21 protein-coding genes and 1 pseudogene are annotated in these 25769 nt (G+C 51.5%); 14 read left to right on the forward strand and 8 right to left on the reverse strand.

Going from position 1 to position 25769, the window contains the following annotated elements; genetic code table 11:
* Nucleotides 1-139 precede the first annotated feature (139 nt).
* Nucleotides 140-1012 (reverse strand): diguanylate cyclase regulator RdcB family protein, encoded by an 873-nt coding sequence (locus A9587_RS08980; RefSeq protein ID WP_105263459.1) that lies wholly within the window; start codon nt 1010-1012, stop codon nt 140-142.
* Nucleotides 1009-3237, reverse strand: coding sequence for a clamp-binding protein CrfC (gene crfC, locus A9587_RS08985; RefSeq protein WP_105263460.1), 2229 nt, complete (start codon nt 3235-3237; stop codon nt 1009-1011). Before crfC ends, A9587_RS08980 begins: the two co-directional genes overlap by 4 nt.
* A gap of 400 nt (nt 3238-3637) precedes the next feature.
* Between crfC and A9587_RS08995 the strand changes: the two genes are divergently transcribed.
* Together A9587_RS08995 and yjdN are read left to right on the forward strand one after the other, a co-directional pair.
* Nucleotides 3638-3973, forward strand: coding sequence for a zinc ribbon domain-containing protein YjdM (locus A9587_RS08995; RefSeq protein ID WP_000056775.1), 336 nt, complete (start codon nt 3638-3640; stop codon nt 3971-3973).
* Between the two features lie 139 nt (nt 3974-4112).
* Entirely contained in the window at nt 4113-4556 is a 444-nt protein-coding gene (gene yjdN / locus A9587_RS09000; protein WP_105263461.1) for a VOC family metalloprotein YjdN, read from the forward strand.
* A gap of 160 nt (nt 4557-4716) precedes the next feature.
* Here the strand turns inward: yjdN and yjdP are convergent, their stop codons facing one another.
* Both yjdP and rpiB read right to left on the reverse strand, forming a co-directional pair.
* Nucleotides 4717-5046 carry a DDRRRQL repeat protein YjdP gene (gene yjdP / locus A9587_RS09005; RefSeq protein ID WP_061090609.1) on the reverse strand — a complete coding sequence of 110 codons (330 nt, stop codon included), beginning with the start codon at nt 5044-5046 and terminating at the stop codon, nt 4717-4719.
* A 68-nt stretch (nt 5047-5114) separates the two neighbouring features.
* Nucleotides 5115-5381, reverse strand: a pseudogene (gene rpiB / locus A9587_RS09010) (bifunctional allose-6-phosphate isomerase/ribose-5-phosphate isomerase RpiB); the annotation flags it as partial.
* 244 nt (nt 5382-5625) lie between these two features.
* Here rpiB and yjcS point away from each other — a divergent pair.
* The 12 genes from yjcS to yjcO all read left to right on the forward strand — a co-directional run bounded on the left by yjcS (nt 5626) and on the right by yjcO (nt 21250).
* Complete coding sequence (gene yjcS, locus A9587_RS09015; RefSeq protein WP_105263462.1) at nt 5626-7611, forward strand: alkyl sulfatase YjcS; 1986 nt, start codon at nt 5626-5628, stop codon at nt 7609-7611.
* Between the two features lie 208 nt (nt 7612-7819).
* Nucleotides 7820-8095: a YtcA family lipoprotein gene (locus tag A9587_RS09020; protein ID WP_085449497.1), complete on the forward strand. Its 276-nt coding sequence runs from the start codon at nt 7820-7822 to the stop codon at nt 8093-8095.
* A gap of 19 nt (nt 8096-8114) precedes the next feature.
* Nucleotides 8115-9146 (forward strand): multidrug efflux transporter periplasmic adaptor subunit MdtN, encoded by a 1032-nt coding sequence (mdtN, locus tag A9587_RS09025; protein ID WP_061090607.1) that lies wholly within the window; start codon nt 8115-8117, stop codon nt 9144-9146.
* Nucleotides 9146-11197, forward strand: a complete 2052-nt coding sequence (gene mdtO / locus A9587_RS09030; protein ID WP_105263463.1) for a multidrug efflux transporter permease subunit MdtO — start codon at nt 9146-9148, stop codon at nt 11195-11197. Before mdtN ends, mdtO begins: the two co-directional genes overlap by 1 nt.
* The gene (mdtP, locus tag A9587_RS09035) at nt 11194-12660 is read left to right on the forward strand and encodes a multidrug efflux transporter outer membrane subunit MdtP (protein ID WP_105224781.1); all 1467 of its coding nucleotides are present in this window, start codon (nt 11194-11196) and stop codon (nt 12658-12660) included. The genes mdtO and mdtP overlap by 4 nt, the downstream gene beginning before the upstream one ends.
* A 197-nt stretch (nt 12661-12857) precedes the next feature.
* Nucleotides 12858-15005: a formate dehydrogenase subunit alpha gene (fdhF, locus tag A9587_RS09040; RefSeq protein WP_077627668.1), complete on the forward strand. Its 2148-nt coding sequence runs from the start codon at nt 12858-12860 to the stop codon at nt 15003-15005.
* Nucleotides 15006-15378: 373 nt separating this feature from the next.
* A complete protein-coding gene (locus tag A9587_RS09045) occupies nt 15379-16947 on the forward strand; it encodes an ABC transporter substrate-binding protein (RefSeq protein ID WP_016249478.1) in 1569 nt (522 codons plus the stop codon).
* A gap of 100 nt (nt 16948-17047) precedes the next feature.
* Nucleotides 17048-18097: an ABC transporter permease gene (locus A9587_RS09050; protein ID WP_001517583.1), complete on the forward strand. Its 1050-nt coding sequence runs from the start codon at nt 17048-17050 to the stop codon at nt 18095-18097.
* Nucleotides 18097-18930 (forward strand): ABC transporter permease, encoded by an 834-nt coding sequence (locus tag A9587_RS09055; RefSeq protein ID WP_001131973.1) that lies wholly within the window; start codon nt 18097-18099, stop codon nt 18928-18930. The genes A9587_RS09050 and A9587_RS09055 overlap by 1 nt, the downstream gene beginning before the upstream one ends.
* A complete protein-coding gene (locus tag A9587_RS09060) occupies nt 18923-19759 on the forward strand; it encodes an ABC transporter ATP-binding protein (RefSeq protein ID WP_016262784.1) in 837 nt (278 codons plus the stop codon). Before A9587_RS09055 ends, A9587_RS09060 begins: the two co-directional genes overlap by 8 nt.
* Nucleotides 19746-20450 (forward strand): ABC transporter ATP-binding protein, encoded by a 705-nt coding sequence (locus A9587_RS09065; RefSeq protein WP_038354730.1) that lies wholly within the window; start codon nt 19746-19748, stop codon nt 20448-20450. Before A9587_RS09060 ends, A9587_RS09065 begins: the two co-directional genes overlap by 14 nt.
* A 110-nt stretch (nt 20451-20560) precedes the next feature.
* Entirely contained in the window at nt 20561-21250 is a 690-nt protein-coding gene (gene yjcO / locus A9587_RS09070; RefSeq protein ID WP_000720930.1) for a Sel1 family TPR-like repeat protein YjcO, read from the forward strand.
* A gap of 161 nt (nt 21251-21411) precedes the next feature.
* Here yjcO and gltP read toward each other — a convergent pair whose 3' ends face one another.
* From gltP to A9587_RS09095, 4 genes are all read right to left on the reverse strand, one after another.
* Entirely contained in the window at nt 21412-22725 is a 1314-nt protein-coding gene (gene gltP / locus A9587_RS09075) for a glutamate/aspartate:proton symporter GltP (RefSeq protein WP_000789606.1), read from the reverse strand.
* 342 nt (nt 22726-23067) lie between these two features.
* Complete coding sequence (gene nrfG, locus A9587_RS09085; protein ID WP_105263464.1) at nt 23068-23664, reverse strand: heme lyase NrfEFG subunit NrfG; 597 nt, start codon at nt 23662-23664, stop codon at nt 23068-23070.
* A complete protein-coding gene (gene nrfF / locus A9587_RS09090; RefSeq protein WP_105263465.1) occupies nt 23661-24044 on the reverse strand; it encodes a heme lyase NrfEFG subunit NrfF in 384 nt (127 codons plus the stop codon). Before nrfF ends, nrfG begins: the two co-directional genes overlap by 4 nt.
* The gene (locus A9587_RS09095; protein ID WP_172953843.1) at nt 24037-25755 is read right to left on the reverse strand and encodes a heme lyase CcmF/NrfE family subunit; all 1719 of its coding nucleotides are present in this window, start codon (nt 25753-25755) and stop codon (nt 24037-24039) included. Before A9587_RS09095 ends, nrfF begins: the two co-directional genes overlap by 8 nt.
* Nucleotides 25756-25769: the final 14 nt, after the last annotated feature.

Raw genomic sequence — 25769 nt, forward strand, 5'->3', positions numbered from 1 at the left:
TTAAGAACTGTACAACCAAACCTGTTGACGCCTGAATTGGGCAGTTAATGACCTTTTTACCCTACCAGCGTTTAAATTTGTGATCAACTTCACACATGGATTTCGTTTAACACTCATTGGTGTAACCGATTATTTACACTTAATTTACAGTGAAGATTTCCTCTACCATCGCCCCCGCCAGACGCTGTGCTGAGCAGAGCCGTGGCATCCCCAGCGCGACAGTTTGCCAGCGTTGGGTTACTGACCAGCAAACGGGCTGTTTATCGGCATCGGACCACTTGCCCAGCCAGCTTAAAAAGTCAGCATAATCTCCGCCAGTCGGGGTAGTGGGAGAGGTAAACCACTGAGGGTAATAATGACGAGTAGTCGGTGCTGCGTTGATACTTTCGGCCAGATATTGCGTCGCTTTCACGCGCAAATCGTCAAGCAACAACACCGCCGCTTGCGGGCTTCCCAGACGGCAGGCATCACCAAACGCCCCCCAGCGCAACTCTTCCAGAACAATGAAACAACGCCCAGGCAACGACCAGGCGTTATACGCACCAGCACGCCAGCGGGTAAAAACTTGCGCGCTCTGCTCGCCCGCCTGCACCAGTAATCCTCGTTGCATTAACGCTTTTTCCTTCCAGCAACAACGGCTGGAAAACCACTCATACAACGCGGCAATTTGCTGCGGAAGTTTCGGAAAAGCAGATTGTGGGCGGTGATCCATTTTTTGCAATAGTGCCAGATGTTGCGCGACCTGCGTCAGCGCCAGATGAGCGGGATCAAGCATCGCCGCCAGTTTTTCCACCAATGTCAGGCGCAGGCTAAGCGGCGCATTTAACATTCCTGCGTTCGCCCACGTCTGAAGCTGTGTGCGAGCAAGGATCTCCAGCATCAGCCGTTCGCGAAACTGCTGCTGATGGGCTTGTGGATAGCGGGCGTCATTGCCCTGCGCCAGATCCACTAAAAAGCGGGGATAAACCGACTCCAGCACGCGACCGGGGCCGTCCAGTAACGTCTTAGTCAATATCGTTCTGCCGTGAAAAGTGTTTGAATATCATCGCGTAACAACTGAGAGTCCGTATAAATCCAGCCGTGAGTCATCACAGTCTGCTGCAATTGCTGCTGCATCATCTTAACTACAGATTCATTTTGTTGACGCAGAGCCAGGCTTTCGCGTAAACGCGTCTGTAATTCCGTCAAGCATAAAGCGAAATCAGCAAAAAAAGTGCTCATGTCTGCCGTGACAGAATCATCGACCTGAACCGCCAAAGCTTTAGCCATTTGTTGGCAATAAAGGTCGACTTCCGCGGTTAACATTCGTTGTAGCGCGCTGTAATCAATAGCCTCCGGCGGAGATTTCTCACTACTCCGCCCCCAGTCGGGCTGATTCAGCCAGCGCGAGAAAGTCTCACGCACAATGCCAAAACGGGTGATCTGCTCATCCGTTTTTTCCTGGCGAGATATTGCATTGCTGAACAACTGACGAGTATTGAAGTGGGGAGCTGCGCTGTGAAAAGCAGGAAAATGAAATCCAGGACGAAACCCGGACTCACTCAATTCCGTTTTAACCCGTTGCTCAATGGGACGAATAACATCGGTTAACACCCGGCAAAGGGTTGATTCCAGTTCAGTAAAACGCAGCGTGAAGTCACGGCTGATTTTGGTTTGTGCCGTCTGTAACAACGTCTCGCAGCGGGTGCGGATCTCACTTAACGGCCACGAATCATGTTGAAACAGCGCAGCTAGCCGGGCATTCACCTCATTTTGCTGCTGACACAGAAAGTCGGTGGCTGACGTCAGGGCCACCTTGATTTCATGTTTAATCTCGCCACTCACCTGTACCTGATTGAGCTGCAATAGCTGCATATTTTCTTCAACCTGGCGGATATTTTGCCGCAATTGTTCGCAGGCGACGTTCAGCCCGTGTGCGCGAAAATCCAGATATTCCCGCGCCTGCAGGGCGTAATTCAACAACTTATGCGATGCAGATCGCAGAGCATATAACGACGCGTTAGCGTAGGCGGCATGGAGTAACGCCTGAACCGGTTGGGCGAATAGCGAATCGTCCCACAGTTGATCGGCAGCATGACGAATATGGTCGATATCCGCCAGATCGGCGTTACACCAGCGCCTGCCCAGCGCCGCATGGGCAAAATCCTCCACCCAGCGTTGTTGCTCCGGTGCTGGTAATTTACCGTTGTTGACTAACTCATGGCGTGCCCGATTCGCCAGATAGCCCCACATCGACGACACCGGAAATATCTGCCCTGGCGTAACGCAACCTTTCATCAGCGTCCCGGAAATCAGCGCCCTCACCTGTTCGGCATCGTCACTGTTCCGATCCTGCTGATCGAACTTATTGACCAGTACATACAGCGGTACTGATTTCCCCACCGCTAAAACCGCCTCACGAACCTCCTCATCGGAGATTGACTTCAGTTGCGTATAATCCAGTACCGCCAGCACTGCGGAGGCGCGCGCCAGTTGCTCGTTAAGCATTTCTTGTAGATGTGGTTGCCCGGCTTCATTTGGCCCGGGAGTATCCAGTAACGTTAACTGCCCGGGATAACTCTCCAGCCCCGCCAGATGGACAAACTCCACTTCAATCACTGGAATATGCTCAATGGCGGCATAAGCAGAAAAGGGAAAATCGACGTCCAGCGCCTTCGCCAGACGCACCAAATCATTCAAACTTTTCAGGCAATGAAAAATAGGCTGGGCACCAAGATAATATTTTTCGAAAGCGATGCCATTTTCGATCCGCTGCATAAGTGCACGCATATCTTTATCTATTTCCAGCAGATCGGTCAGATGTTTAATATCGAAATCACGCAAGCGCTGTTGTAATTGTTGGATTAAACGGTCGATTGGCGCGACATGCGAAAAATGCAACACCGGTTCTTTTTGCCCCGGAGCATGGCGAATAAGCGTCGGTAGCGCAGTCATAGGACGGTTGCGATTAGGAAGAACTTCAGTGCCAACAATAGCGTTAATGGTGGTTGATTTCCCTGCTTTCATGGTGCCAACAATCGCCAGCACCATTTCCAGACGGGAGATTTTACGCAGCTCATTACTCAACATGGCATGACGCTCGTCGATATTATGCTGCCCCCAGGGCAAAGTCAGTGGTGGTGTATCTTCTCCGGGTACAGAGAGAGGCATTTTTTCCAGTAACTGCAACTGTTGTCGGGAAAGCTGTAACAGGCGTTCAGCCTCCTGACTTAACTCATATATTGTCTGTGTGTACATGGAAAATTCTTCCTTAAAGCAAATTTTATTACTTTTATTTAGCCAGATTGTTTTTTAGTTCTGCTTTCGGATTTTATAATTACAGCAGTAAATAACTCTTATAATTAATATAGTCTTTTTATCCGAATGAATAAGCCTCTTCCGATACATTTAAAATGTCAGAAAGATAGAAATAATAATTGAATTAAAAAAGAACAAGAAGAGAGTTAACCTTAACTTAAATAATAAATGGAGGCAAAAAGATTATTTTCTTTTTGCGTTGTCTTTCAAATGAAAACGTTTGTCGTCTAAAATCAGCAGTACCCCCGACAAACTCAGGGATTTTGTGTATAATTGCGGCCTTTTTCGGCAATCTGCCGTTTTTTGGCGCTTTTGCCCTGCTGACTTTGAGGAAATCCACATGTCATTACCAAACTGCCCGAAATGCAACTCCGAATACACTTACGAAGATAACGGCATGTACATCTGCCCGGAATGCGCCTACGAATGGAACGACGCTGAACCTGCACAGGAAAGCGACGAGCTGATCGTTAAAGATGCTAACGGCAACCTGCTGGCTGACGGCGACAGCGTTACCATCATTAAAGACCTGAAGGTAAAAGGTAGCTCTTCGATGCTGAAGATCGGCACCAAAGTGAAAAACATCCGCCTGGTTGAAGGTGACCATAACATCGATTGCAAAATCGATGGTTTTGGCCCGATGAAACTGAAATCTGAGTTTGTGAAAAAGAACTGATTTCGATTGCCGGGTGCGAAGCATCCGGCAACGGTGCCAATGCCTGATGCGACGCTTACCGCGTCTTATCAGGCCTACTCTTCATCTGTACAAAATTCAAACTACACTTAACTGACTTCTCTTCACTGAGGTCACCATCATGCCGTTAAGTCCCTACATCTCTTTTGCCGGTAACTGTGCCGACGCAATAGCCTATTATCAACGCACGTTGGACGCGGAACTGCTGTATAAAATCAGCTTCGGAGAAATGCCGAAAACCGCACAGGAAAGCGCCGAAGGCTGCCCATCAGGAATGCAATTCCCGGATACTGCCATCGCCCATGCTAACGTGCGCATTGCCGGTAGCGATATCATGATGAGCGATGCCATACCGTCAGGAAAAGCCAGCTACTCCGGCTTTACGCTGGTGCTCGATTCGCAACAGGTCGAAGAAGGGAAACGCTGGTTTGACAACCTTGCCGCCAATGGAAAAATCGAAATGGACTGGCAGGAAACCTTCTGGGCGCATGGCTTCGGCAAAGTCACCGATAAATATGGAGTGCCGTGGATGATTAATGTTGTTAAACAACAGCCCACAAAATAAGCCCCACCGGGAGGCTCGTCCTCCCGCGATGTGAGCAGACGTTATTGTCACAAGTGACTTTGTTATACACAGAGTCGAGGAGTGAGTTACGCTTCTGAAGGCGATCGTTGCGGATAAACTGGAACCGGGGTTAACCAGCAATCAGGCAAAAACGATCCGACTAACGCCCATACTCATCTTCCATTCTCCGTTCTTCATCTTCCAGTTGCCGACGCTCCTGATCAAGTTGGCGCTGGCGATCATCCAGTTGCCTGCGGCGATCTTCAAACTGGCGGTGGCGATCATCATATTGTCTGCGACGATCGTCGCTCACTTCACGCTGCCAACCGTCATCACGCGAATCTTCATAATCGCGTCCACGGTCAGGATTATAAGCGTCGTTAATCGCCTGCTGAATATTGCCAATGGTGTCATCGATAATATCGGCATGAGCCGGAACAGCGGTCAGCGTGAGCAGGGTAAATAAAAATAACAGCGGATAGCGTTTCATTAACTAACCTCAGAAAGAGACTCTATCCACATTAGTCATTACTCATCCATGCAAACAGTGGATGAATCTCAATTCCTCCGCTGCTCTATTGCCATAATCGCCTCCACACGCTGTTGATGACGACCGCCTTCGTACTGCGCCCCCAGCCATGCATCCACAATCATTTTCGCCAGTTCGAGGCCAACCACTCGTGAACCAAAAGCCAGCACGTTGGTGTCGTTATGTTGCCGCGAGAGTTGCGCGGAATAAGGTTCGCTACAGACGATCGCACGAACTCCGGCAAACTTGTTCGCCGCTATCGAAATGCCGACACCTGTACCACAAATCAAAATCCCGCTATGCTAACGATATTACCGTTAATATATATAATTAAAGAATAAACCGTTTCGTATTATTTATAGAAAAAATAAAACTATCGCTGTCCTCCTTCTTCAGCACTAATGCCTAATAAAATAGCGTGTTCTGCTCACACTTACTCTTATTAAAGTCGAAGCTTCCCAATTATGATAACGCCAGTTTCAAATGACGTATTTTGTATGGGTCATATATTTACGACACAAATGATAAATGGAGATTTATATGAATAACTCACGGTTATTCCGTTTGAGCAGGATTGTTATTGCATTAACCGCCGCCAGCGGCATGATGGTAAATACCGCTTACGCGAAGGAAGAAGCTCAGGCTGCCAGCCAATATACTCAGCAAATTAACCAGAACTACGCCAAATCATTGCCGTTTAGCGATCGTCAGGATTTTGACGATGCCCAACGTGGATTTATCGCCCCGCTACTGGATGAAGGTATTCTGCGTGATGCTAACGGAAAAGTTTATTATCGGGCAGATGATTACAAATTTGATATTAATGCCGCCGCACCGGAAACCGTAAATCCCAGTCTGTGGCGTCAGTCGCAGCTCAACGGCATTTCTGGCCTGTTTAAAGTCACCGATAAAATGTATCAAGTGCGCGGTCAGGACATCTCTAACATTACGTTCGTTGAAGGCGAGAAAGGGATTATTGTTATCGACCCACTGGTGACGCCGCCAGCCGCGAAAGCCGCACTTGACCTTTACTTCCAGCATCGTCCGCAAAAACCAATTGTTGCCGTTATCTACACCCACAGCCACGCCGACCATTATGGCGGAGTGAAAGGCATTATCACTGAAGCTGATGTTAAATCAGGGAAAGTTCAGGTAATCGCTCCGGCAGGCTTTATGGACGAAGCTATCAGCGAAAACGTGCTGGCGGGTAACATCATGAGCCGCCGAGCCCTTTACTCTTACGGCCTGTTACTGCCGCACAACGCACAGGGCAACGTGGGTAATGGCCTCGGTGTCACGCTGGCGACCGGCGACCCGAGCATTATTGCGCCAACCAAAACAATTGTCAGAACTGGCGAGAAGATGATTATCGATGGTCTGGAGTTTGACTTCCTGATGACCCCAGGCAGCGAAGCACCCGCGGAAATGCATTTCTATATTCCGGCCCTGAAAGCGCTGTGCACCGCCGAGAACGCCACTCACACCCTGCACAACTTCTACACCCTGCGCGGCGCGAAAACCCGCGACACCAGCAAGTGGACCGAGTACCTGAACGAAACGCTGGATATGTGGGGTAACGAAGCGGAAGTACTGTTTATGCCACACACCTGGCCAGTCTGGGGCAATAAGCATATCAATGATTATATTGGTAAATATCGCGATACCATCAAGTATATTCACGATCAGACCCTGCACCTGGCAAACCAGGGCTACACCATGAATGAAATCGGAGACATGATTAAGTTGCCGCCAGCACTTGCCAACAACTGGGCCAGCCGCGGCTACTATGGCTCTGTTAGCCATAACGCCCGCGCGGTGTATAACTTCTATCTTGGCTACTACGATGGCAATCCGGCTAACCTGCATCCATATGGTCAGGTGGAGATGGGCAAGCGTTATGTACAGGCGCTGGGCGGTTCCGCGCGCGTGATCAACCTGGCACAGGAAGCGAATAAGCAAGGGGATTACCGCTGGTCGGCAGAATTACTGAAACAGGTGATTGCCGCCAATCCGGGTGACCAGGTAGCGAAAAATCTGCAAGCCAAAAACTTTGAACAGCTTGGTTATCAGGCCGAGTCCGCCACCTGGCGCGGTTTCTACCTGACTGGTGCGAAAGAGCTGCGCGAAGGAGTACATAAGTTCAGCCACGGCACCACCGGTTCCCCGGACACCATTCGCGGGATGTCAGTCGAAATGCTGTTCGAATTTATGTCCGTGCGCCTCGATAGCGAAAAAGCCGCTGGCAAAAATATCAGCCTGAACTTCAATATGAGTAACGGCGATAACCTCAACCTGACGCTGAACGATAGCGTGCTTAACTACCGTAAAACGCTGCAGCCTGAAGCCAACGCCGCTTTCTACATCAGCCGTGAAGATCTGCACGCGGTGCTGACCGGACAGGCGAAAATGGCAGAGCTGGTAAAAGCGAAGAAAGCCAAAATTATTGGCAATGGTGCGAAACTGGAAGAAATTATTGCCTGTCTGGATAATTTTGATTTGTGGGTGAATATCGTTACCCCAAATTAATTCCACTCACTTTCGGGGGCAACTAAGCTCCCGAAAGCATTTATATTAAAAATATAAATCATTAACTAATACATAAAATAAATAAGTTATGAATGCGGTGGCTGAATAAAGCTATTTTTATTCCACAAGAAAATAGCCATACTGACGCCTTCAATGGATATTGACATTCACTACAGATATTGTTCGCAGCAGACAGGATGTATTTATTATGCCAACAGTTCTCTCTCGCATGGTGATGCAACTCAAAAAAGCAACCTGGATAATTCCCGTCTTCATGGTTTCGGGATGCTCATTATCTCCGGCGATCCCGGTAATCGGCGCTTATTATCCCGGCTGGTTTTTCTGCATTATTGCCAGCCTTATTGTGACTCTCATCACAAGGCGAATTATTCAGCAGGCAAATATCAATCTGGCATTTGTCGGAATTATTTATACCGCCCTTTTTGCTCTCTACGCCATGCTGTTCTGGCTGGCATTTTTCTAATCTATTTTGAGATGCGCTCATGGAAAGTACGCCGAAAAAAGCTCCTCGCAGTAAATTCCCTGCCCTGCTGGTGGTTGCGCTGGCACTGGTTGCCGCTGTTTTTGTTATCTGGCGCGTCGACAGTGCGCCATCAACTAACGACGCTTACGCGTCAGCCGATACCATTGATGTAGTACCGGAAGTCAGCGGTCGCATTGTAGAACTGGCAGTCACCGACAACCAGGCAGTTAAACAAGGTGATTTACTGTTTCGCATCGACCCGCGCCCGTACGAAGCTAATCTGGCGAAAGCCGAAGCTTCCCTCGCCGCGCTGGATAAGCAAATTATGCTCACTCAGCGTAGCGTTAATGCCCAACAGTTCGGTGCTGACTCGGTTAACGCCACGGTAGAAAAAGCTCGCGCCGCTGCCAAACAGGCCAACGATACATTACGCCGTACCGAGCCGCTACTGAAGGAAGGTTTTGTCTCTGCGGAAGATGTAGACCGCGCGAGAACCGCACAGCGTGCGGCAGAAGCCGATCTTAATGCTGTATTGTTGCAGGCACAGTCAGCCGCCAGCGCCGTTAGCGGCGTCGATGCACTGGTCGCGCAACGCGCGGCGGTCGAAGCGGATATTGCCCTAACCAAACTGCATCTGGAAATGGCCACCGTTCGCGCACCGTTCGATGGTCGGGTGATTTCCCTCAAAACCTCGGTTGGGCAATTTGCCTCCGCGATGCATCCTATTTTCACGCTAATCGACACCCGTCACTGGTACGTGATCGCCAACTTCCGCGAAACCGATCTGAAAAACATTCATGCCGGTACGCCTGCGACAATTCGCCTGATGAGCGACAGCGGCAAAATCTTCGAAGGTAAAGTGGATTCCATTGGCTACGGTGTGTTGCCGGATGACGGTGGTCTGGTGCTTGGCGGTCTGCCGAAAGTGTCTCGTTCTATTAACTGGGTCCGCGTTGCCCAGCGTTTTCCGGTCAAAATCATGGTCGATAAACCTGACCCGGAAATGTTCCGTATCGGCGCATCGGCAGTCGCTAATCTTGAGCCGCAATAATGAGCGCCCTCAACTCCCTGCCATTACCGGTGGTCAGGCTGCTGGCGTTCTTTCATGAAGAGCTAAGCGAGCAACGGCCAGGTCGCGTGCCGCAGACCGTGCAGCTCTGGGTAGGCTGCCTGCTGGTAGTGCTAATCTCGATGACCTTCGAGATCCCCTTCGTGGCGTTATCACTGGCAGTGCTGTTTTACGGTATTCAGTCGAACGCGTTTTACACCAAATTTGTGGCGTTCCTGTTTGTGATCGCCACAGTGCTGGAGATCGGCAGCCTGTTTTTGATCTACAAATGGTCTTACAGCGAACCGTTGATCAGACTGATCATCGCCGGGCCGATCCTGATGGGCTGTATGTTTTTGATGCGCACCCATCGGCTGGGGCTGGTCTTTTTTGCCGTCGCTATCGTCGCCATTTACGGGCAAACCTTCCCCGCCATGCTCGATTATCCGGAAGTCGTCGTGCGCTTAACGCTGTGGTGTATTGTTGTCGGCCTCTACCCGACATTATTGATGACGTTAATCGGCGTGTTGTGGTTTCCCAGCCGCGCCATCACGCAAATGCATCAGGCACTTAATGACCGACTTGATGAAGCGGTAAGCCACATGACAGAAAGCCTCACGCCACTACCTGAAACGCGGATTGAAAGAGAGGCGCTGGCGCTGCAAAAACTCAGTGTCTTTTGCCTCGCGGATGACGCCGACTGGCGAACCCATAGCGCATGGTGGCAAAGCTGCGTGGCAACGGTAACCTACATTTACTCGACGCTGAATCGCTACGATCCCACCGCGTTTGCTGACTCGCTGGCAATCATTGAGTTCCGGCAAAAACTAGCCCTGGAAATCAACAAACTGCAACATGCTATTGCACAAGGTCAATGCTGGAAAAGCAACTGGCGGTTAAGTGAAGAGGAAGCAATGGCGGCGCGGGAATGTAACCTGGAGAATATCTGCCAGACGCTGTTACATCTTGGTCAGATGGACCCGCATACGCCGCCGACACCCGCCGCCAAACCACCTTCATTTGTACCCGATGCCTTTACCAATCCGGACTATATGCGCTATGCAGTGAAAACGCTGCTGGCCTGTTTAATCTGTTACACCTTCTATAGCGGCGTGGACTGGGAAGGCATTCACACCTGTATGTTGACCTGCGTGATCGTCGCTAACCCAAATGTTGGTTCATCGTACCAGAAGATGGCGTTGCGTTTTGGCGGGGCTTTTTGTGGGGCAATTCTGGCGCTGCTAATGACCATTTTAGTCATCCCCTGGCTGGACAATATTGTCGAATTGCTGTTTGTGCTGGCACCGATTTTCCTGTTGGGGGCGTGGGTTGCCACCAGCTCTGAACGTTCTTCTTATATCGGAACGCAGATGGTGGTGACCTTCGCGCTCGCCACACTCGAAAACGTTTTTGGTCCGGTGTATGACCTGGTGGAAATACGCGATCGCGCCATCGGTATTCTTATCGGCACTGCGGTATCGGCAGTGATTTACACCTTTGTCTGGCCTGAAAGCGAAGCACGCACACTACCGCAAAAACTGGCTGGCGCGCTGGGTATGTTAAGCAAACTGATGCGTATTCCTCGCCAGCAGGAAGCTACAACGCTGCGTACCTATATACAAATTCGTATTGGTCTGCATGCAGCGATTAATGCCTGTGAAGAGATGTGTCAACGTGTGGCGCTGGAGCGTCAACTAGATAGCTCAGAGCGTGCTTTGTTGGTTGAACGTTCGCAAACAGTGATTCGCCAGAGCCGTGACCTTCTTCACGCCTGGGACGCTACCTGGAACTCGGCGCAGGCACTGGATCACGCGCTCCAGCCGGACAGGGCAAGCCAGTTTGCTGAGGCGCTGGAGAAATACTCCACGGGTCTGGCAACCACAATCAGCCATTCGCCAGTGATAGCGCTTGAAGAGACACCTGCCTCGCAGGCCATCCTGCCCACCTTATTAAAACAGGAGCAACACGTCTGTCAGCTCATCGCCCACTTGCCAGACTGGACTGCCCCGGCATTAACGCCCGCCACGGAACAGGCACAAGGAGCCACTCAATGATCAATCGTCAACTTTCACGCTTGTTGTTGTGCAGCATTCTCAGCAGCGCGACGCTGATTTCCGGTTGTGCGTTGGTGCGTAAGGATTCAGCCCCTCATCAACAACTTGAACCAGAGCAAATCAAACTTGCCGATGATATCCATCTGGCCAGTTCCGGTTGGCCACAAGCACAGTGGTGGAAACAGTTTCATGATCCACAACTGGATGCGCTGATCCAACGGACGTTAAGCGGTTCGCACACCCTCGCTGAAGCGAAATTGCGGGAGGAAAAAACGCAGTCGCAAGCTGATTTGTTAGATGCCGGTTCACAATTACAGGTTGCGGCGTTAGGGATGCTTAACCGCCAGCGCGTTTCGGCAAACGGCTTTTTAAGCCCTTATGCGATGGATGCGCCCGCACTGGGAATGGACGGGCCGTACTATACCGAAGCTACAGTAGGTTTGTTTGCTGGACTGGATCTCGATTTGTGGGGTGTGCATCGCTCAGCGCTTGCTGCCGCCATTGGCGCGCATAACGCGGCTCTGGCAGAAACCGCCGCGGTGGAGTTATCGCTGACCACTGGCGTGGCGCAGCTTTATTACAGTATGCAGGCCAGCTACCAGATGCTCGATCTGTTAGAACAAACCCGCAGTGTGATTGATTACGCGGTGAGAGCGCACCAGAGTAAAGTGACGCATGGTCTGGAAGCGCAAGTGCCTTTCCACGGCGCGCGGGCACAGATTCTGGCGGTCGATAAACAAATTGCTGCCGTCAAAGGGCAAATCACCGAAACGCGAGAATCCCTGCGCGCATTGATTGGCGCGGGAGCCAGCGATATGCCAGAGATCAAACCGGTGGCGTTACCGCAAGTACAGACTGGCATTCCGGCGACGCTCTCTTATGAGTTGCTCGCCAGACGTCCGGATCTGCAAGCCATGCGCTGGTATGTTCAGGCGTCATTAAATCAGGTGGATTCCGCACGGGCGCTGTTCTACCCGAGCTTTGATATCAAAGCGTTTTTCGGACTGGATTCCATTCACCTGGACACCTTGTTCAAAAAAACCAGCCGCCAGTTCAACTTCATACCAGGTCTGAAATTGCCGCTGTTTGACGGTGGACGCCTGAATGCCAATCTCGAAGGCACGCGCGCCGCCAGCAACATAATGATTGAACGTTACAACCAGTCAGTACTGAACGCGGTGCGCGACGTTGCAGTCAATGGCACGCGTTTGCAAACGCTGAATGAAGAACGGGAGATGCAGGCAGAACGCGTAGAAGCGACTCGCTTCACCCAGCGCGCCGCCGACGCCGCCTACAGACGTGGATTAACCAGCCGCTTACAGGCAACCGAAGCCCAGTTGCCGGTACTTGCCGAAGAAATGTCCTTACTCATGCTGGATAGTCGCCGCGTGATTCAAAGTATTCAGTTGATGAAATCGCTGGGCGGCGGGTATCAAACTGCCCCGATCGTTGAGAAGAAATAAAACAGACGTCGCGTGATGGCTGTCACGCGGCATATCGTTTCGTCACGTCAAAACTGACGACAGCCTGTTTTTCGTCAGAGTTTTGAACAAAAAGCGCCCGTAATATCAGGGAATGTCCCCAAATAAAAGGTGGCATAAAAGATGCATACTGTAGTCGAGAGCGCGTATGCGTGATTTGATTAACTGGAGCGAGACCGATGAAAAAAGTCGTCACGGTTTGCCCATATTGCGCATCAGGTTGCAAAATCAACCTGGTCGTCGATAACGGCAAAATCGTCCGGGCGGAGGCAGCGCAGGGGAAAACCAACCAGGGTACTCTGTGTCTGAAGGGTTATTATGGCTGGGATTTCATTAACGATACCCAGATCCTGACCCCGCGCCTGAAAACCCCCATGATCCGTCGCCAGCGTGGCGGCAAACTCGAACCTGTTTCCTGGGATGAGGCACTAAATTACGTTGCCGAGCGCCTGAGCGCCATCAAAGAGAAGTACGGTCCGGATGCCATCCAGACGACCGGCTCCTCGCGCGGTACGGGTAACGAAACCAACTATGTAATGCAAAAATTTGCGCGCGCCGTTATTGGTACTAATAACGTTGACTGCTGCGCTCGCGTCTGACACGGCCCATCGGTTGCAGGTCTGCACCAATCGGTCGGTAACGGCGCAATGAGCAATGCCATTAACGAAATTGATAATACCGATTTAGTGTTCGTCTTTGGGTACAACCCAGCGGATTCCCACCCGATCGTAGCGAATCACGTGATTAACGCTAAACGTAACGGGGCGAAAATTATCGTCTGCGATCCGCGCAAAATTGAAACTGCGCGCATTGCTGACATGCACATCGCACTGAAAAACGGCTCGAACATCGCGCTGTTAAATGCGATGGGTCATGTCATTATTGAAGAAAATCTGTACGACAAAGCGTTCGTCGCTTCCCGTACGGAAGGCTTTGAAGAGTATCGTAAAATCGTTGAAGGCTACACGCCGGAATCGGTTGAAGATATCACCGGCGTCAGTGCCAGTGAGATTCGTCAGGCGGCGCGGATGTATGCCCAGGCGGAAAGCGCATCCATTCTGTGGGGCATGGGTGTTACCCAGTTCTATCAGGGCGTGGAAACCGTGCGTTCTCTGACCAGCCTCGCAATGCTGACTGGTAACCTCGGTAAGCCGCATGCGGGCGTTAACCCGGTTCGTGGTCAGAACAACGTGCAGGGTGCCTGCGATATGGGCGCACTGCCAGATACGTATCCTGGCTATCAGTACGTGAAAGATCCGGCTAACCGCGAGAAATTCGCCAAAGCCTGGGGTGTAGAAAGTCTGCCAGCCCATACCGGTTACCGCATCAGCGAGTTACCGCACCGCGCAGCGCATGGCGAAGTCCGTGCGGCGTACATTATGGGCGAAGATCCGCTGCAAACTGACGCGGAACTGTCGGCAGTACGTAAAGCCTTTGAAGATCTGGAACTGGTCATCGTCCAGGACATCTTTATGACCAAAACTGCGTCAGCGGCGGATGTCATTTTACCGTCAACCTCGTGGGGCGAACATGAAGGTGTCTATACTGCGGCTGACCGTGGTTTCCAGCGTTTCTTCAAGGCGGTTGAACCGAAGTGGGATCTGAAAACGGACTGGCAAATCATCAGTGAAATTGCCACCCGTATGGGTTATCCGATGCACTACAACAATACCCAGGAGATCTGGGATGAGTTGCGTCATCTGTGCCCGGATTTCTACGGTGCGACTTACGAGAAAATGGGCGAACTGGGCTTCATTCAGTGGCCTTGCCGCGATACTTCAGATGCCGATCAGGGGACTTCTTATCTGTTTAAAGAGAAGTTTGATACCCCGAACGGCCTGGCGCAGTTCTTCACTTGCGACTGGGTAGCGCCAATCGACAAACTCACCGACGAGTATCCAATGGTACTGTCAACGGTGCGTGAAGTTGGGCACTACTCCTGTCGTTCTATGACCGGTAACTGTGCGGCACTGGCAGCTCTGGCTGATGAACCTGGCTACGCACAAATCAATACCGAAGACGCAAAACGTCTGGGTATTGAAGATGAGGCACTAGTTTGGGTGCACTCGCGTAAAGGCAAAATTATCACCCGCGCGCAGGTCAGCGATCGTCCGAACAAAGGGGCGATTTACATGACCTACCAGTGGTGGATTGGTGCCTGTAACGAGCTGGTTACCGAAAACTTAAGCCCGATTACCAAAACGCCGGAGTACAAATACTGCGCCGTGCGCGTCGAGCCGATTTCCGATCAGCGCGCCGCCGAGCAGTACGTGATTGACGAGTACAACAAGTTGAAAACTCGCCTGCGCGAAGCGGCGCTGGCGTAATACCGCTTTAACTCACGTTAAAGGCGACGGTATTACCCAACGCCTTTGTATCAATCCGGGAACGCTCATCCGTTTCCGGATTTTTTATACATACCCGCGCAGTCAGACCAGTCCATCCTGGTTATCAGCGACATCCTCTCCGTTGTTATTCTCATCCAATCACAAGTGCAAATGAGAATTATCTTTACTCAATTCTCATCGCGACCTAACGTAATAATACTTTACATTTGATGATTAAAATTTCGGCAAGGTGAGAAATCATCGACCGTCTAACATGCTCTATTAAAGGGATATTTTGGCGCAATTTATGCAGTAATGCCCCGTCAGATAGCGTATTGATAACCTCAAAGTAACTTCAGGGATTGGGAAGCATATGATTAAAAAACTATTATCTTTACTGGTATTAAGCGCAATTTCCGCCACCGCCTTTGCCGCGACACCGCCGAATACGTTGGTTGTTGCCCAGGGACTGGATGATATTGTGAGTCTGGATCCGGCAGAAGCTAATGAACTCTCCAGTATTCAGACTGTACCAAGCCTGTATCAACGCGTTGTGCAGCCGGATCGTAACGATCCCGCGAAAATCACTCCGATTCTGGCCGAAAGCTGGCAGGCTGATCCTGTAGCAAAAACGCTGACCATAAAACTCAAAAGCGATGCGAAATTTGCCTCCGGTAATCCGGTGCGCCCGGAAGATGTGATTTACTCTTATGTCCGTGCCGTCACGCTGAATAAGTCCGGTGCGTTTATTCTCAATGTACTGGGCTGGCAACCGGAAAATATCGCCAGCCAGTTGAAGAAAATCGACGACCATACTGTCCAGGTACAGTGGAGTGCTGACGTCAGTCCGGCGCTGGCGCTGAATATTCTCTCTACGCCAATTGCCTCAATTGTTGACGAGAAGTTGGTTGCGCCAAACGCCAAAAATAACGACTTTGGTAATGAATGGCTGAAGATGCATTCCGCTGGCAGCGGCGCGTTTAAAATGCGTACCTACCAACCGCATCAGGCCATCGTGATGGAAGCCAACGCCAGTTCACCGACCGGCGCACCGAAGCTGAAAAGCGTCATCATCAAAAATGTTCCCGATCCTGCAACGCGTCGCCTGCTGATCCAACAAGGCGATGCTGATATGGCTCGCGATCTGGGGGCAGACCAAATTGATGCATTACAGGGTAAACCTGGCGTCAAAGTGATGAGTATTGCCTCCGCTGAGCAGAACTATCTGGCCTTTAATACCGGTAACAAGGATAACCCGCTGATGAGTAATCCTGCGTTCTGGGAAGCTGCTCGCTGGTTGGTCGATTACGACGGCATCACCAAAAATCTGCTGAAAGGACAATACTTTACCCATCAAAGTTTCCTGCCAGTAGGTTTCCCCGGAGCACTGGAAGAGACACCGTTCACCTTTAATCCTGCCAAAGCAAAAGAGATCCTCGCTAAAGCTGGAATCAAAGACCCGCACTTCACGCTTGATGTCGAAAATAAACCGCCATTTATTACCATCGCGCAGTCAATTCAGGCCAGCTTTGCTCAAGGTGGTGTAAAAGTGGATTTGCTGCCAGCCGCGGGGAGCCAGGTTTACTCACGGGTTCGCGCCCATCAGCATCAGGGGGCCATTCGTATGTGGTTGCCTGATTATTTTGACGCACATTCCAACGCCAGCTCTTTCGCCTATAACGATGGCAAATCCAGCACCGTTGCCGGGTTAAATAGCTGGAAAATCCCGGAACTGAACAAAGAAACGCTGGCGGCAGTCGCTGAACCCGATAATGCTAAACGTCTTGATTTATATAAAAAAATGCAACAAGAACTGCAACGTAGTTCCCCGTATGTCTTTATTGATCAAGGCAAAACGCAAATTGTCATGCGTGATAATGTGCAGGGTTATCAACAAGGATTGAATGCCGATATGGTCTGGTTTGATCAGGTAACCAAATAATCCTGTACGCCACTCGCGCCCGACAACGTTATCGGGCGCGGTTACCAGGGCTGGTCCGCACTGCAGACCAGTCGCTGATTTTTCACTGTATGGAAAGATCATGTCTGCCGCTTTTTCCACTCACGCGAGATGGCGAGGCAAACGCCCTCTGCTCGCGCTCTTGCAGGGACTGTTTACCGTCTCTCTGACGTTGCTCGGCCTGCTGCTGATTACCTTTGCGCTTTCGGCCCTCTCACCGGTCGATCGGGTACTGCAAATCGTTGGCGATCACGCCAGCCAGTCCACCTATGATCAGGTGCGCCACCAGTTAGGGTTAGATCAACCGTTAGCCGTCCAGTTCTGGCATTACCTGGTGAATCTGGCTCACGGCGATCTCGGCATTGCCAGCGCTACCGGGCAACCGGTTCTCCAGGACTTGCTATCGGCGTTTCCGGCGACCTTGGAACTGGCGACGTTGGCGCTTATTGTCGGCTCCGTTGTCGGCGTTATTGCGGGTGTACTTTGCGCCCGTTATGTCGGTTCACCGCTGGATTTCGCCGTGCGGACACTGACTCTGCTGGGAAATTCCGTCCCCATTTTTTGGCTTGGTCTGCTGATGCTGGCACTGTTTTACGCCAGACTGCAATGGAGTGCCGGACCGGGTCGGCTGGATGATATTTATCAATTCACCATTGAACCCCGCAGCGGATTTGCGCTGATTGATACGTGGCTTTCTGGCGATCGCGAGGCGTTTACCAATGCCATCAACCATTTGATACTGCCGGTTTTATTACTGGCGTACTTCTCACTCGCCAGTATTACGCGCCTGACACGTTCCGCTTGTCTTGGCGAAATGAATAAAGAATATATTCTGCTGGCGCGCGCCAAAGGGGCCAGCGAGATGACAATTTTGCTACGTCATGTTTTGCCCAACATTCGCGGCACCTTGCTCACCGTTATCGCTCTCGCCTATACATCGATGCTGGAAGGCGCGGTACTGACAGAAACTGTCTTTTCATGGCCGGGCATTGGGCGCTATCTCACCACGGCGCTGTTCGCGGGCGACACTACAGCAATCATGGGGGGAACATTGCTGATTGGCGTCTGCTTTGTGTTGATAAATAACCTCACCGACCTGCTGATCCGGCTGACCGATCCGAGGTTGCGCTGATGCCGATGTTTCTCTTTTTACGCCGTTTGCGTCATTCACCCGCCGCGTTCTGCGGTTTGATAATTATCCTGTTATTGATGCTAATTGCGCTCTTCGCGCCGTGGCTGGCTCCTCACGATCCTAACTGGCAGGATGCGGCTGCACGGTTACAAGCGCCGGGTAGCCAGCACTGGCTCGGAACAGATAGTTACGGGCGAGATCTGCTTTCACGTTTAATCTACGGCAGCCGACCAGCGCTGGGTCTGGTGGCACTGGTGACCATCATTACACTCCCGGTCGGCCTGCTGATTGGCATTTTATCCGGATACTATGGCGGCTGGCTGGAACGCGTGCTGATGCGTTTTACTGACGTGGTGATGTCAATGCCGCGTTTGATTCTGGCCTTTGCTTTCGTTGCCATGCTGGGGCCGGGGCTGGTTAACGGCGCGCTGGCGCTGGCGTTAACCACCTGGCCCGCTTATGCGCGTCAGGCGCGCAGTGAGATCCAACGTCTACGACACAGTGATTATCTTGCTGCTGCAGAGATGATGGGCATCCGCGGCTGGCGTCTGCTTATTGGTCATATTTTGCCATTGTGCCTGCCATCGGCCATTGTCCGCCTGGCGCTGGATTTAGCAGGCATCATTCTGGCGGCTGCTGGCCTGGGTTTTCTTGGTCTTGGTGCTCGTCCGCCAATGGCGGAATGGGGAGCCATGATCGCTGATGGTATGCAGGTCATTTTCGATCAATGGTGGATTGCCGCCGCGCCCGGCGCAATTATCTTAATTGCCAGCCTGGCCTTTAATCTACTGGGCGATGGCTTGCGCGATGTTCTGGAGCCACAACATGACTGATCCGCGCCTTAGTATCAACAATCTCTGTGTCGACTATCCGGGTTCCCGGGTCGTTAACAATATCAGTTTTACATTAGGCAATGAGCGTCTGGCGCTGGTCGGTGAGTCAGGTTCGGGTAAGTCCATGACCGCCCGCGCCCTGATGGGGCTGGTACGCAAACCCGGAGTGGTAACCGCAGACACACTTAACATCCTGGGTCGTGATGCGCTCACCCTTAACGCGCGTGGATGGCAACAACTGCGCGGTAACGATATCGCAATGGTATTGCAAGATCCGCGTTATGCACTTAATCCTGTGAAAACTGTGAAAGCGCAACTGGAAGAGGCACTTACGCTTCACCAACGCCTGAGTCGCCGCGAAAAAGAAGAGAAAATAAATACCGCAATTCAGGCTGTCGGCCTTAATACGCGAGTGTTGCAAAGCTATCCACGAGAACTTTCTGGCGGGATGGGGCAGCGAGTGATGATTGCAATTGCGCTCATCAACAATCCCCGGGTATTGATTGCCGATGAGCCAACATCAGCACTGGATGTTCGCCTGCGCAATCAGATTCTGGAACTGCTGGTGACCCTGTGTGAACAACGACAGATGGCGATGCTGCTGATCAGTCACGACCTGCCATTAGTTGCCCAATTTTGCCATCGGGTGCTGGTGATGTATCAGGGAAGTAAGGTGGATGAAATGCGCGCCGATGCGCTACCCACAGCAACACACCCTTACACGCGCACACTGTGGACTTGCCGCCCGAGTGCGCAAACTTACGGACAGATGCTGCCGACGCTGGACAGGACGGCGATGACGCCGGAGAAATACCATGACGATTGTTGAAATTAATCACTTGCAGGTTACTTTTGCTGAGAAAACCGCAGTTTCAGCCGCCAGTTTTTCGGTTAATGCCGGAGAAACATTTAGCTTAATTGGCGAATCAGGCTGTGGAAAATCCACAATTTTGCGCGTAATTGCCGGATTACAGCGCGACTGGCGCGGCCAGGTATCGCTGTTTGGGCACACCATCAAACCAGGCATGCGTTTTCAGGGCGATCTCCGCCGCAATGTGCAAATGGTGTTTCAGGATCCCTATGCCTCATTGCATCCCAATCATACGTTGTGGCGAACGCTGGCTGAACCGCTCAAAATCCGTGGTGAACGTGAAATAGAAAAACACGTCCATACCGCACTGGAACAAGTTGGTTTACCTGCCGACGCCGCTCGCCGCTACCCGCATCAACTTTCCGGTGGTCAGCGACAACGTGTGGTTATTGCTCGCGCCCTATTATTACGGCCACAACTTCTTCTGCTGGATGAACCCACCTCAGCACTGGATATGTCGGTACAAGCGGAAATTCTTAATTTGTTGAATCAACTGAAGCGGAAGCACCAAATGACCTATCTGCTGGTCAGCCACGATGCAGATGTCATCGCGCACATGTCTGACCGGGCGGCAATGATGGATGGAGGGAAAATTCAGCGATTTTTCGATCGCAACGCTCTGGAAAAAGGTGAGCATCGGATGGATTAAAAATCCTTACATCGCATTAAATCATTCTGCCTGCAGGTCTTTTTACAGTTGTTTTTTTGTCCATCCGAACACTTTATACTGTCTATACCCTACCAAACCTCATTATCAAAATGAAAAAAATTATCACTTTGATGTTATTTTTGACATTCTTTGCCCACGCGGACGACTCCGAGCCAGGCAGCCAGTATGTAAAGGCAGCAGAGGCCGGAGATAAACGCGCACAATATTTTCTTGCCGATAGCTGGTTTAGCTCCGGCGACTTGAGCAAAGCCGAATATTGGGCACAGAAAGCCGCTGACAGCGGTGATGCCGATGCCTGCGCGCTGTTAGCGCAGATCAAAATCACTAATCCGGTCAGTCTGGACTATCCACAAGCAAAAGTGCTTGCCGAAAAAGCGGCGCAAGCGGGCAGTAAAGAAGGTGAAGTGACGCTGGCACATATTCTGGTTAATACCCAGGCAGGTAAACCGGATTATCCGAAAGCGATTTCACTGTTAGAAAACGCCTCGGAAGATTTGGAGAACGACTCCGCCGTTGATGCCCAAATGCTGCTTGGCTTAATTTACGCCAACGGCGTGGGCATCAAGGCCGACGATGACAAAGCAACCTGGTATTTCAAGCGTAGCTCTACCATTTCCCGTACCGGGTATTCCGAGTACTGGGCGGGAATGATGTTCTTAAACGGTGAAGAAGGTTTTATCGAGAAGAACAAACAAAAGGCGCTGCACTGGTTGAACCTGAGCTGTATGGAAGGGTTTGATACCGGATGTGAAGAATTTGAAAAGTTAACTAATGGCTAAAATTGGGGTGTCGGATGCAGCGTAAACGCCTTATCCGACCTACAAAAATTACGCTAAATCAGGCTATTGTGCAGTCTGGCGTAGGCCTGATAAGACGCGGTAAGCGTCGCATCAGGCATCCACACATTGCCGGGTGGATATAACTTCCCGGCAATCTTCAATTACTGATCCGCCGTCTTATCAAATTTGCCCAGCACTTCACGCTCGTAGGCCATCGCCTTTTTGCGGTCAAATTTGTGTTCCCACTTGGCAATTACCAGCACCGCCAGCGCATTACCCACCACGTTCAGCGCAGTACGCGCCATATCGAGGATACGGTCAACACCGGCAATAAACGCCAGGCCTTCCAGCGGGATCCCCACGCTACCCAGCGTTGCCAGCAGCACCACAAACGACACGCCCGGCACGCCAGCAATCCCTTTCGAGGTCACCATCAGCGTCAGTACCAGAATGATTTCCTGCCAGATGGACAAGTCAATGCCATACAACTGGGCGATGAAGATAGCGGCAATACTTTGATACAGCGTCGAACCATCGAGGTTAAAGGAGTAACCAGTTGGCACCACGAAACTGGTGATTGACGCTGGTGCGCCGTAGGCTTCCATCTTCTCGATAATCCGCGGCAGCACACTTTCAGAGCTGGCAGTGGAGTACGCCAGAATCAGCTCGTCTTTCAGAATACGAATCAGGATCCAGACGCTTAACCCGCACAGGCGCGCCACAATTCCCAACACCACCAGCGCAAAGAACAGAATGGCAAAATGCACCAGCAGCACCAGTTTCGCCAGCGGCCACAGAGAAGAAAAACCAAAGTTAGCTACTGTCACCGCAATCAACGCAAACACACCAATCGGCGCGTAACGCATCACCATGTGAGTCACTTTAAACATGGTTTCGGAGATGGAGCGGAACACGGTCACCAACGGTTCACGATGCGTCGCGGGCAGGGAGGAAAGTCCCAGACCAAACAGCACCGAGAAGAAGATGATCGGCAGCATTTCGCCTTTCGCCATCGACGCCACAATGTTCGTCGGCACCAGCGACAAAATAGTGCCCATTATGCCGTGGGAACTGCTTTGTACCGCTTCCGTGGTGCTCTGATATTTCGAAATATCGACAGTCGCCAACTGCGACATATCCACCCCGGAACCGGGCTGGAAGACGTTCGCCAGAGTGATCCCCAGAATGATAGCGACGGTGGTGATCACCTCGAAGTAGATAATGGTTTTCGCGCCAATTCGTCCGAGTTGTTTAGCATCACCAACACCTGCAATCCCAACAACCAGCGTAGAGATAACAATCGGCACAACAATCATTTTGATCAGGTGGATAAAAATATCACCCGCCGGAGAGAGCAAATTGACGACCAGCCATTCGCGGCTGTCGCTATGGTAGTGCAGGTAACTTCCCAGGAGAATGCCCAGCACCATAGCAAACAGAATCTGCCAGGCCAGGCTGAATTTTATATTTTTCATCAGAATAACTTCCTCAATGGAGCGCCGCTCTCCCGTTCAAAAACGTGAGAACGTGACATACTGCCAGGGCATGAATTGTGTTGCGTTGGTTTGTAGATTTTTTTAACGCTTATGATCAGTATCATTTGCGCGGTATGTTGCGCAACCCTTTAACAACAGAGCTTTTCGCTGCATTAATGCATAATAACGCGAGTTTATGGCAAGATTAATGCATAACCATTTGTTATGGAAAGATTTTTATTTGTTTAATTTGCAATAATACTGATTGGTGATTATTTTCTGAATGCGTTCATTCGGTTAATTTTTATGCAGCTCAATAGCATAATCTTCAGCTCCGGATGATTAATCCGATCGCCGCTGCAGCAGTTTTGCCATATTAATCGACTCAACCAACTGTGTCCGGTTTACCCTGGGTGAGTTGAGATCCATCACTTTTTGCCATAGTTCGATGGATTGCGCGTAGTTCGCCTGCATAAACGCATCAGAAGCCAGCAGCATCAGGGCGGTGATTTCGTTTTCGTCCAGCGCCAGGGCTTTGTCGATCATCGCACGAGCCTGGGCGGTCATATGCTGGCTGGCCTGGTAATAAAGCACCGTCGCCAGCGCCGCGTACAGTTCAGCGTTCTCACCGCGCAGTCGCAGCGCCTGACGGTACGCCAGCAGCGAATTGCTGTAATCGTTTTGCCACAGGTAATACTCGCCCAGCAGCGCCCACTGTTCGCTATTTTGCGGGTTGGCGCGAATTTTATCCTGCAATGCCTGAAGCTGTGTCTCCGGTGTTTGCTGGCTGGCAAACTGATGTAACGGATCGCGCTGGCGCAGATACTCCGCACGTGCCGCATGCCATTTCGGACTTAACAGATAACCGCCGATACAGAGCAGCGCCATCACAACCGCCAGCGCCACCAGCGTTTTTACCGGCACTTGAGGCTGTTTCATCGTTTCCCCCTCACCCGCCAGAGGATCAGCGCCATCAGCAGTAACAACACCACTGGCAGCGCCCACAGGAGCAGCGTCTGGCTGGTCAGCGGTGGGTTATAGCGGACAAAATCACCGTAGCGTTCGGTCATCCAGCCGACAATCTCAGCTTTGCTTTTCCCCTCCGCCACCATCTTGTAAACCTGATGACGCATACTGACTGCCACCGGCGCGTTGGATTCCAGTAAGTTCTGATTCTGACACTGCGGGCAACGTAACTGACTGGCAATATTTAACGCCAGTTCCTGTTGTTGCAGATTGGCGAATTGCCAGGTGTCTACGACCTGGGCGTGTGCAAAACAGGCAAATATCAACAGTAACGTGAGAAGCAATTTATTCATCGCGATTTCTCCCCCGCCATCCGCTTAGCAATGCACCCGCAATCATCAACAACCCTCCCCCCCAGATCCAGCGCACGCCGCTTTGTACATACAAACGAAAAGCGTATCGATCTGGCCCGGTTTTCTCCCCCATCACTGCATACCAGTCATGGATGCCGTTCCAGCAAATAGACGGCTCCATCATTTGCTGACGGCGCGCTTCATAAAAACGCCGCTCCGGCGTCAGTTCACCAATACGTTGCTGATGGTCAAACAGCGCCACTACCGCTTTTTCGCTGGTGTAATTGCCTTTGGCTTGCAGATCGAGGCGTTCAAAACGGAAGGTGTAACCCGCCAGCGTCACCTGCTGACCCGGCTGTAAATTCAGGCTGATCTCCTGACGGCTAATGCTGGAAACCACGATCCCGGCGGCAAATAACAGTACGCCAGAATGTGCCAGCAGCGCCGGAAGCGGTGCACGTTTGCCAGAGACATACGTCGCCAGCACAATCACCACCAGCATCAACAAACCAAACGGTAATGTCGCGCGATTAAAATACGGCGCACCAACGGAGAGACGCCCCCAGCCCAGCAGGCCGTAAATCATCGGATACAGCGTTCCCACCAGTACGATCAGCAGCACCGCGCAAAACAGTAACAGCGTTGCGAGAATTAACATTTCCCGCGATAACCCCGAAAAACGCACCGCAGAGCCACCGTCCCGCGCCCGCCAGCTATACAGCGCCAAAGACGCAAGGCTAATCAGTGCAAACAGGCTGAACAGCGGCACGGCGCGAACGTTATCCAGCGCGAACGCATGAACCGAAACCAGAATGCCGGAACGAACAATCAACGTACCCAGCAGCGACAACATCAGCGTAACTATCGCCAGCAACAGCGACCAGTGGCGGAAAATTCCCTGCCGACGAGTCAGAGACAAACTGTGCAGCAGCGCAGTGGCAGAAAGCCAGGGTAATAAGGAGGCGTTTTCCACCGGGTCCCAGAACCACCAGCCGCCCCAACCCAGTTCACAATAGGCCCACCAGGAACCGAGGATGATCCCCGCCGTTAATGCACACCATCCCGGCAGCGCCCATCGCCAGCAGACACGGGCGCTGGCTGCATCAAACTCGCCGCGCAGTAAACTCGCCAGCGCCACACTCGTCGCCACCATCAAACCGCCATAGCCGAGATAAAGCAGCGGCGGATGGAAGATAAGACCTGGATGCTGCAGCATCGGATTGAGATCGCGGCCTTCGATTGCTGGTGGGAATATGCGCACAAAGGGATCAGACCACAGCAACACAAACAGCAGCAGCGCGGCGAGTATGAGAGATAAAACGGCTAACGTGAGCGGAAATAGCGACCCGGTTTGCTGCCGATAATGCCAGGCAAACAGCGCGCTCCAGGCGGAAAGCAACAGCACCCAAAGCATCAACGAACCTTCATGACCGCCCCACACCGCCGCCAGTTTGAGTTCCCACGACAGCAAACTGTAGCTATGTTGAGCGACATAAATAACCGAGAAATCGCTGGTGAGAAAACAATACGTCAGTACGCCAAAGGCAAGCAGCAGGAGCGCGAACTGTGCCAGAGTGCCGATGCTGGTGAGCCGCATCATAGCAGGCCAGCGCAGTAGCACACCCACGAAGGTCGTCAACGGGGTCAACACGTTGACCCCGAGACTTAACAACAACGCCAGAAAACCGACTTCAGGAAGGAATACGTCCAGAAACCACCTCTTTT

Origin of the sequence: Escherichia sp. MOD1-EC6162 (assembly GCF_002965125.1) — a bacterium.
Classification (GTDB): domain Bacteria; phylum Pseudomonadota; class Gammaproteobacteria; order Enterobacterales; family Enterobacteriaceae; genus Escherichia; species Escherichia marmotae.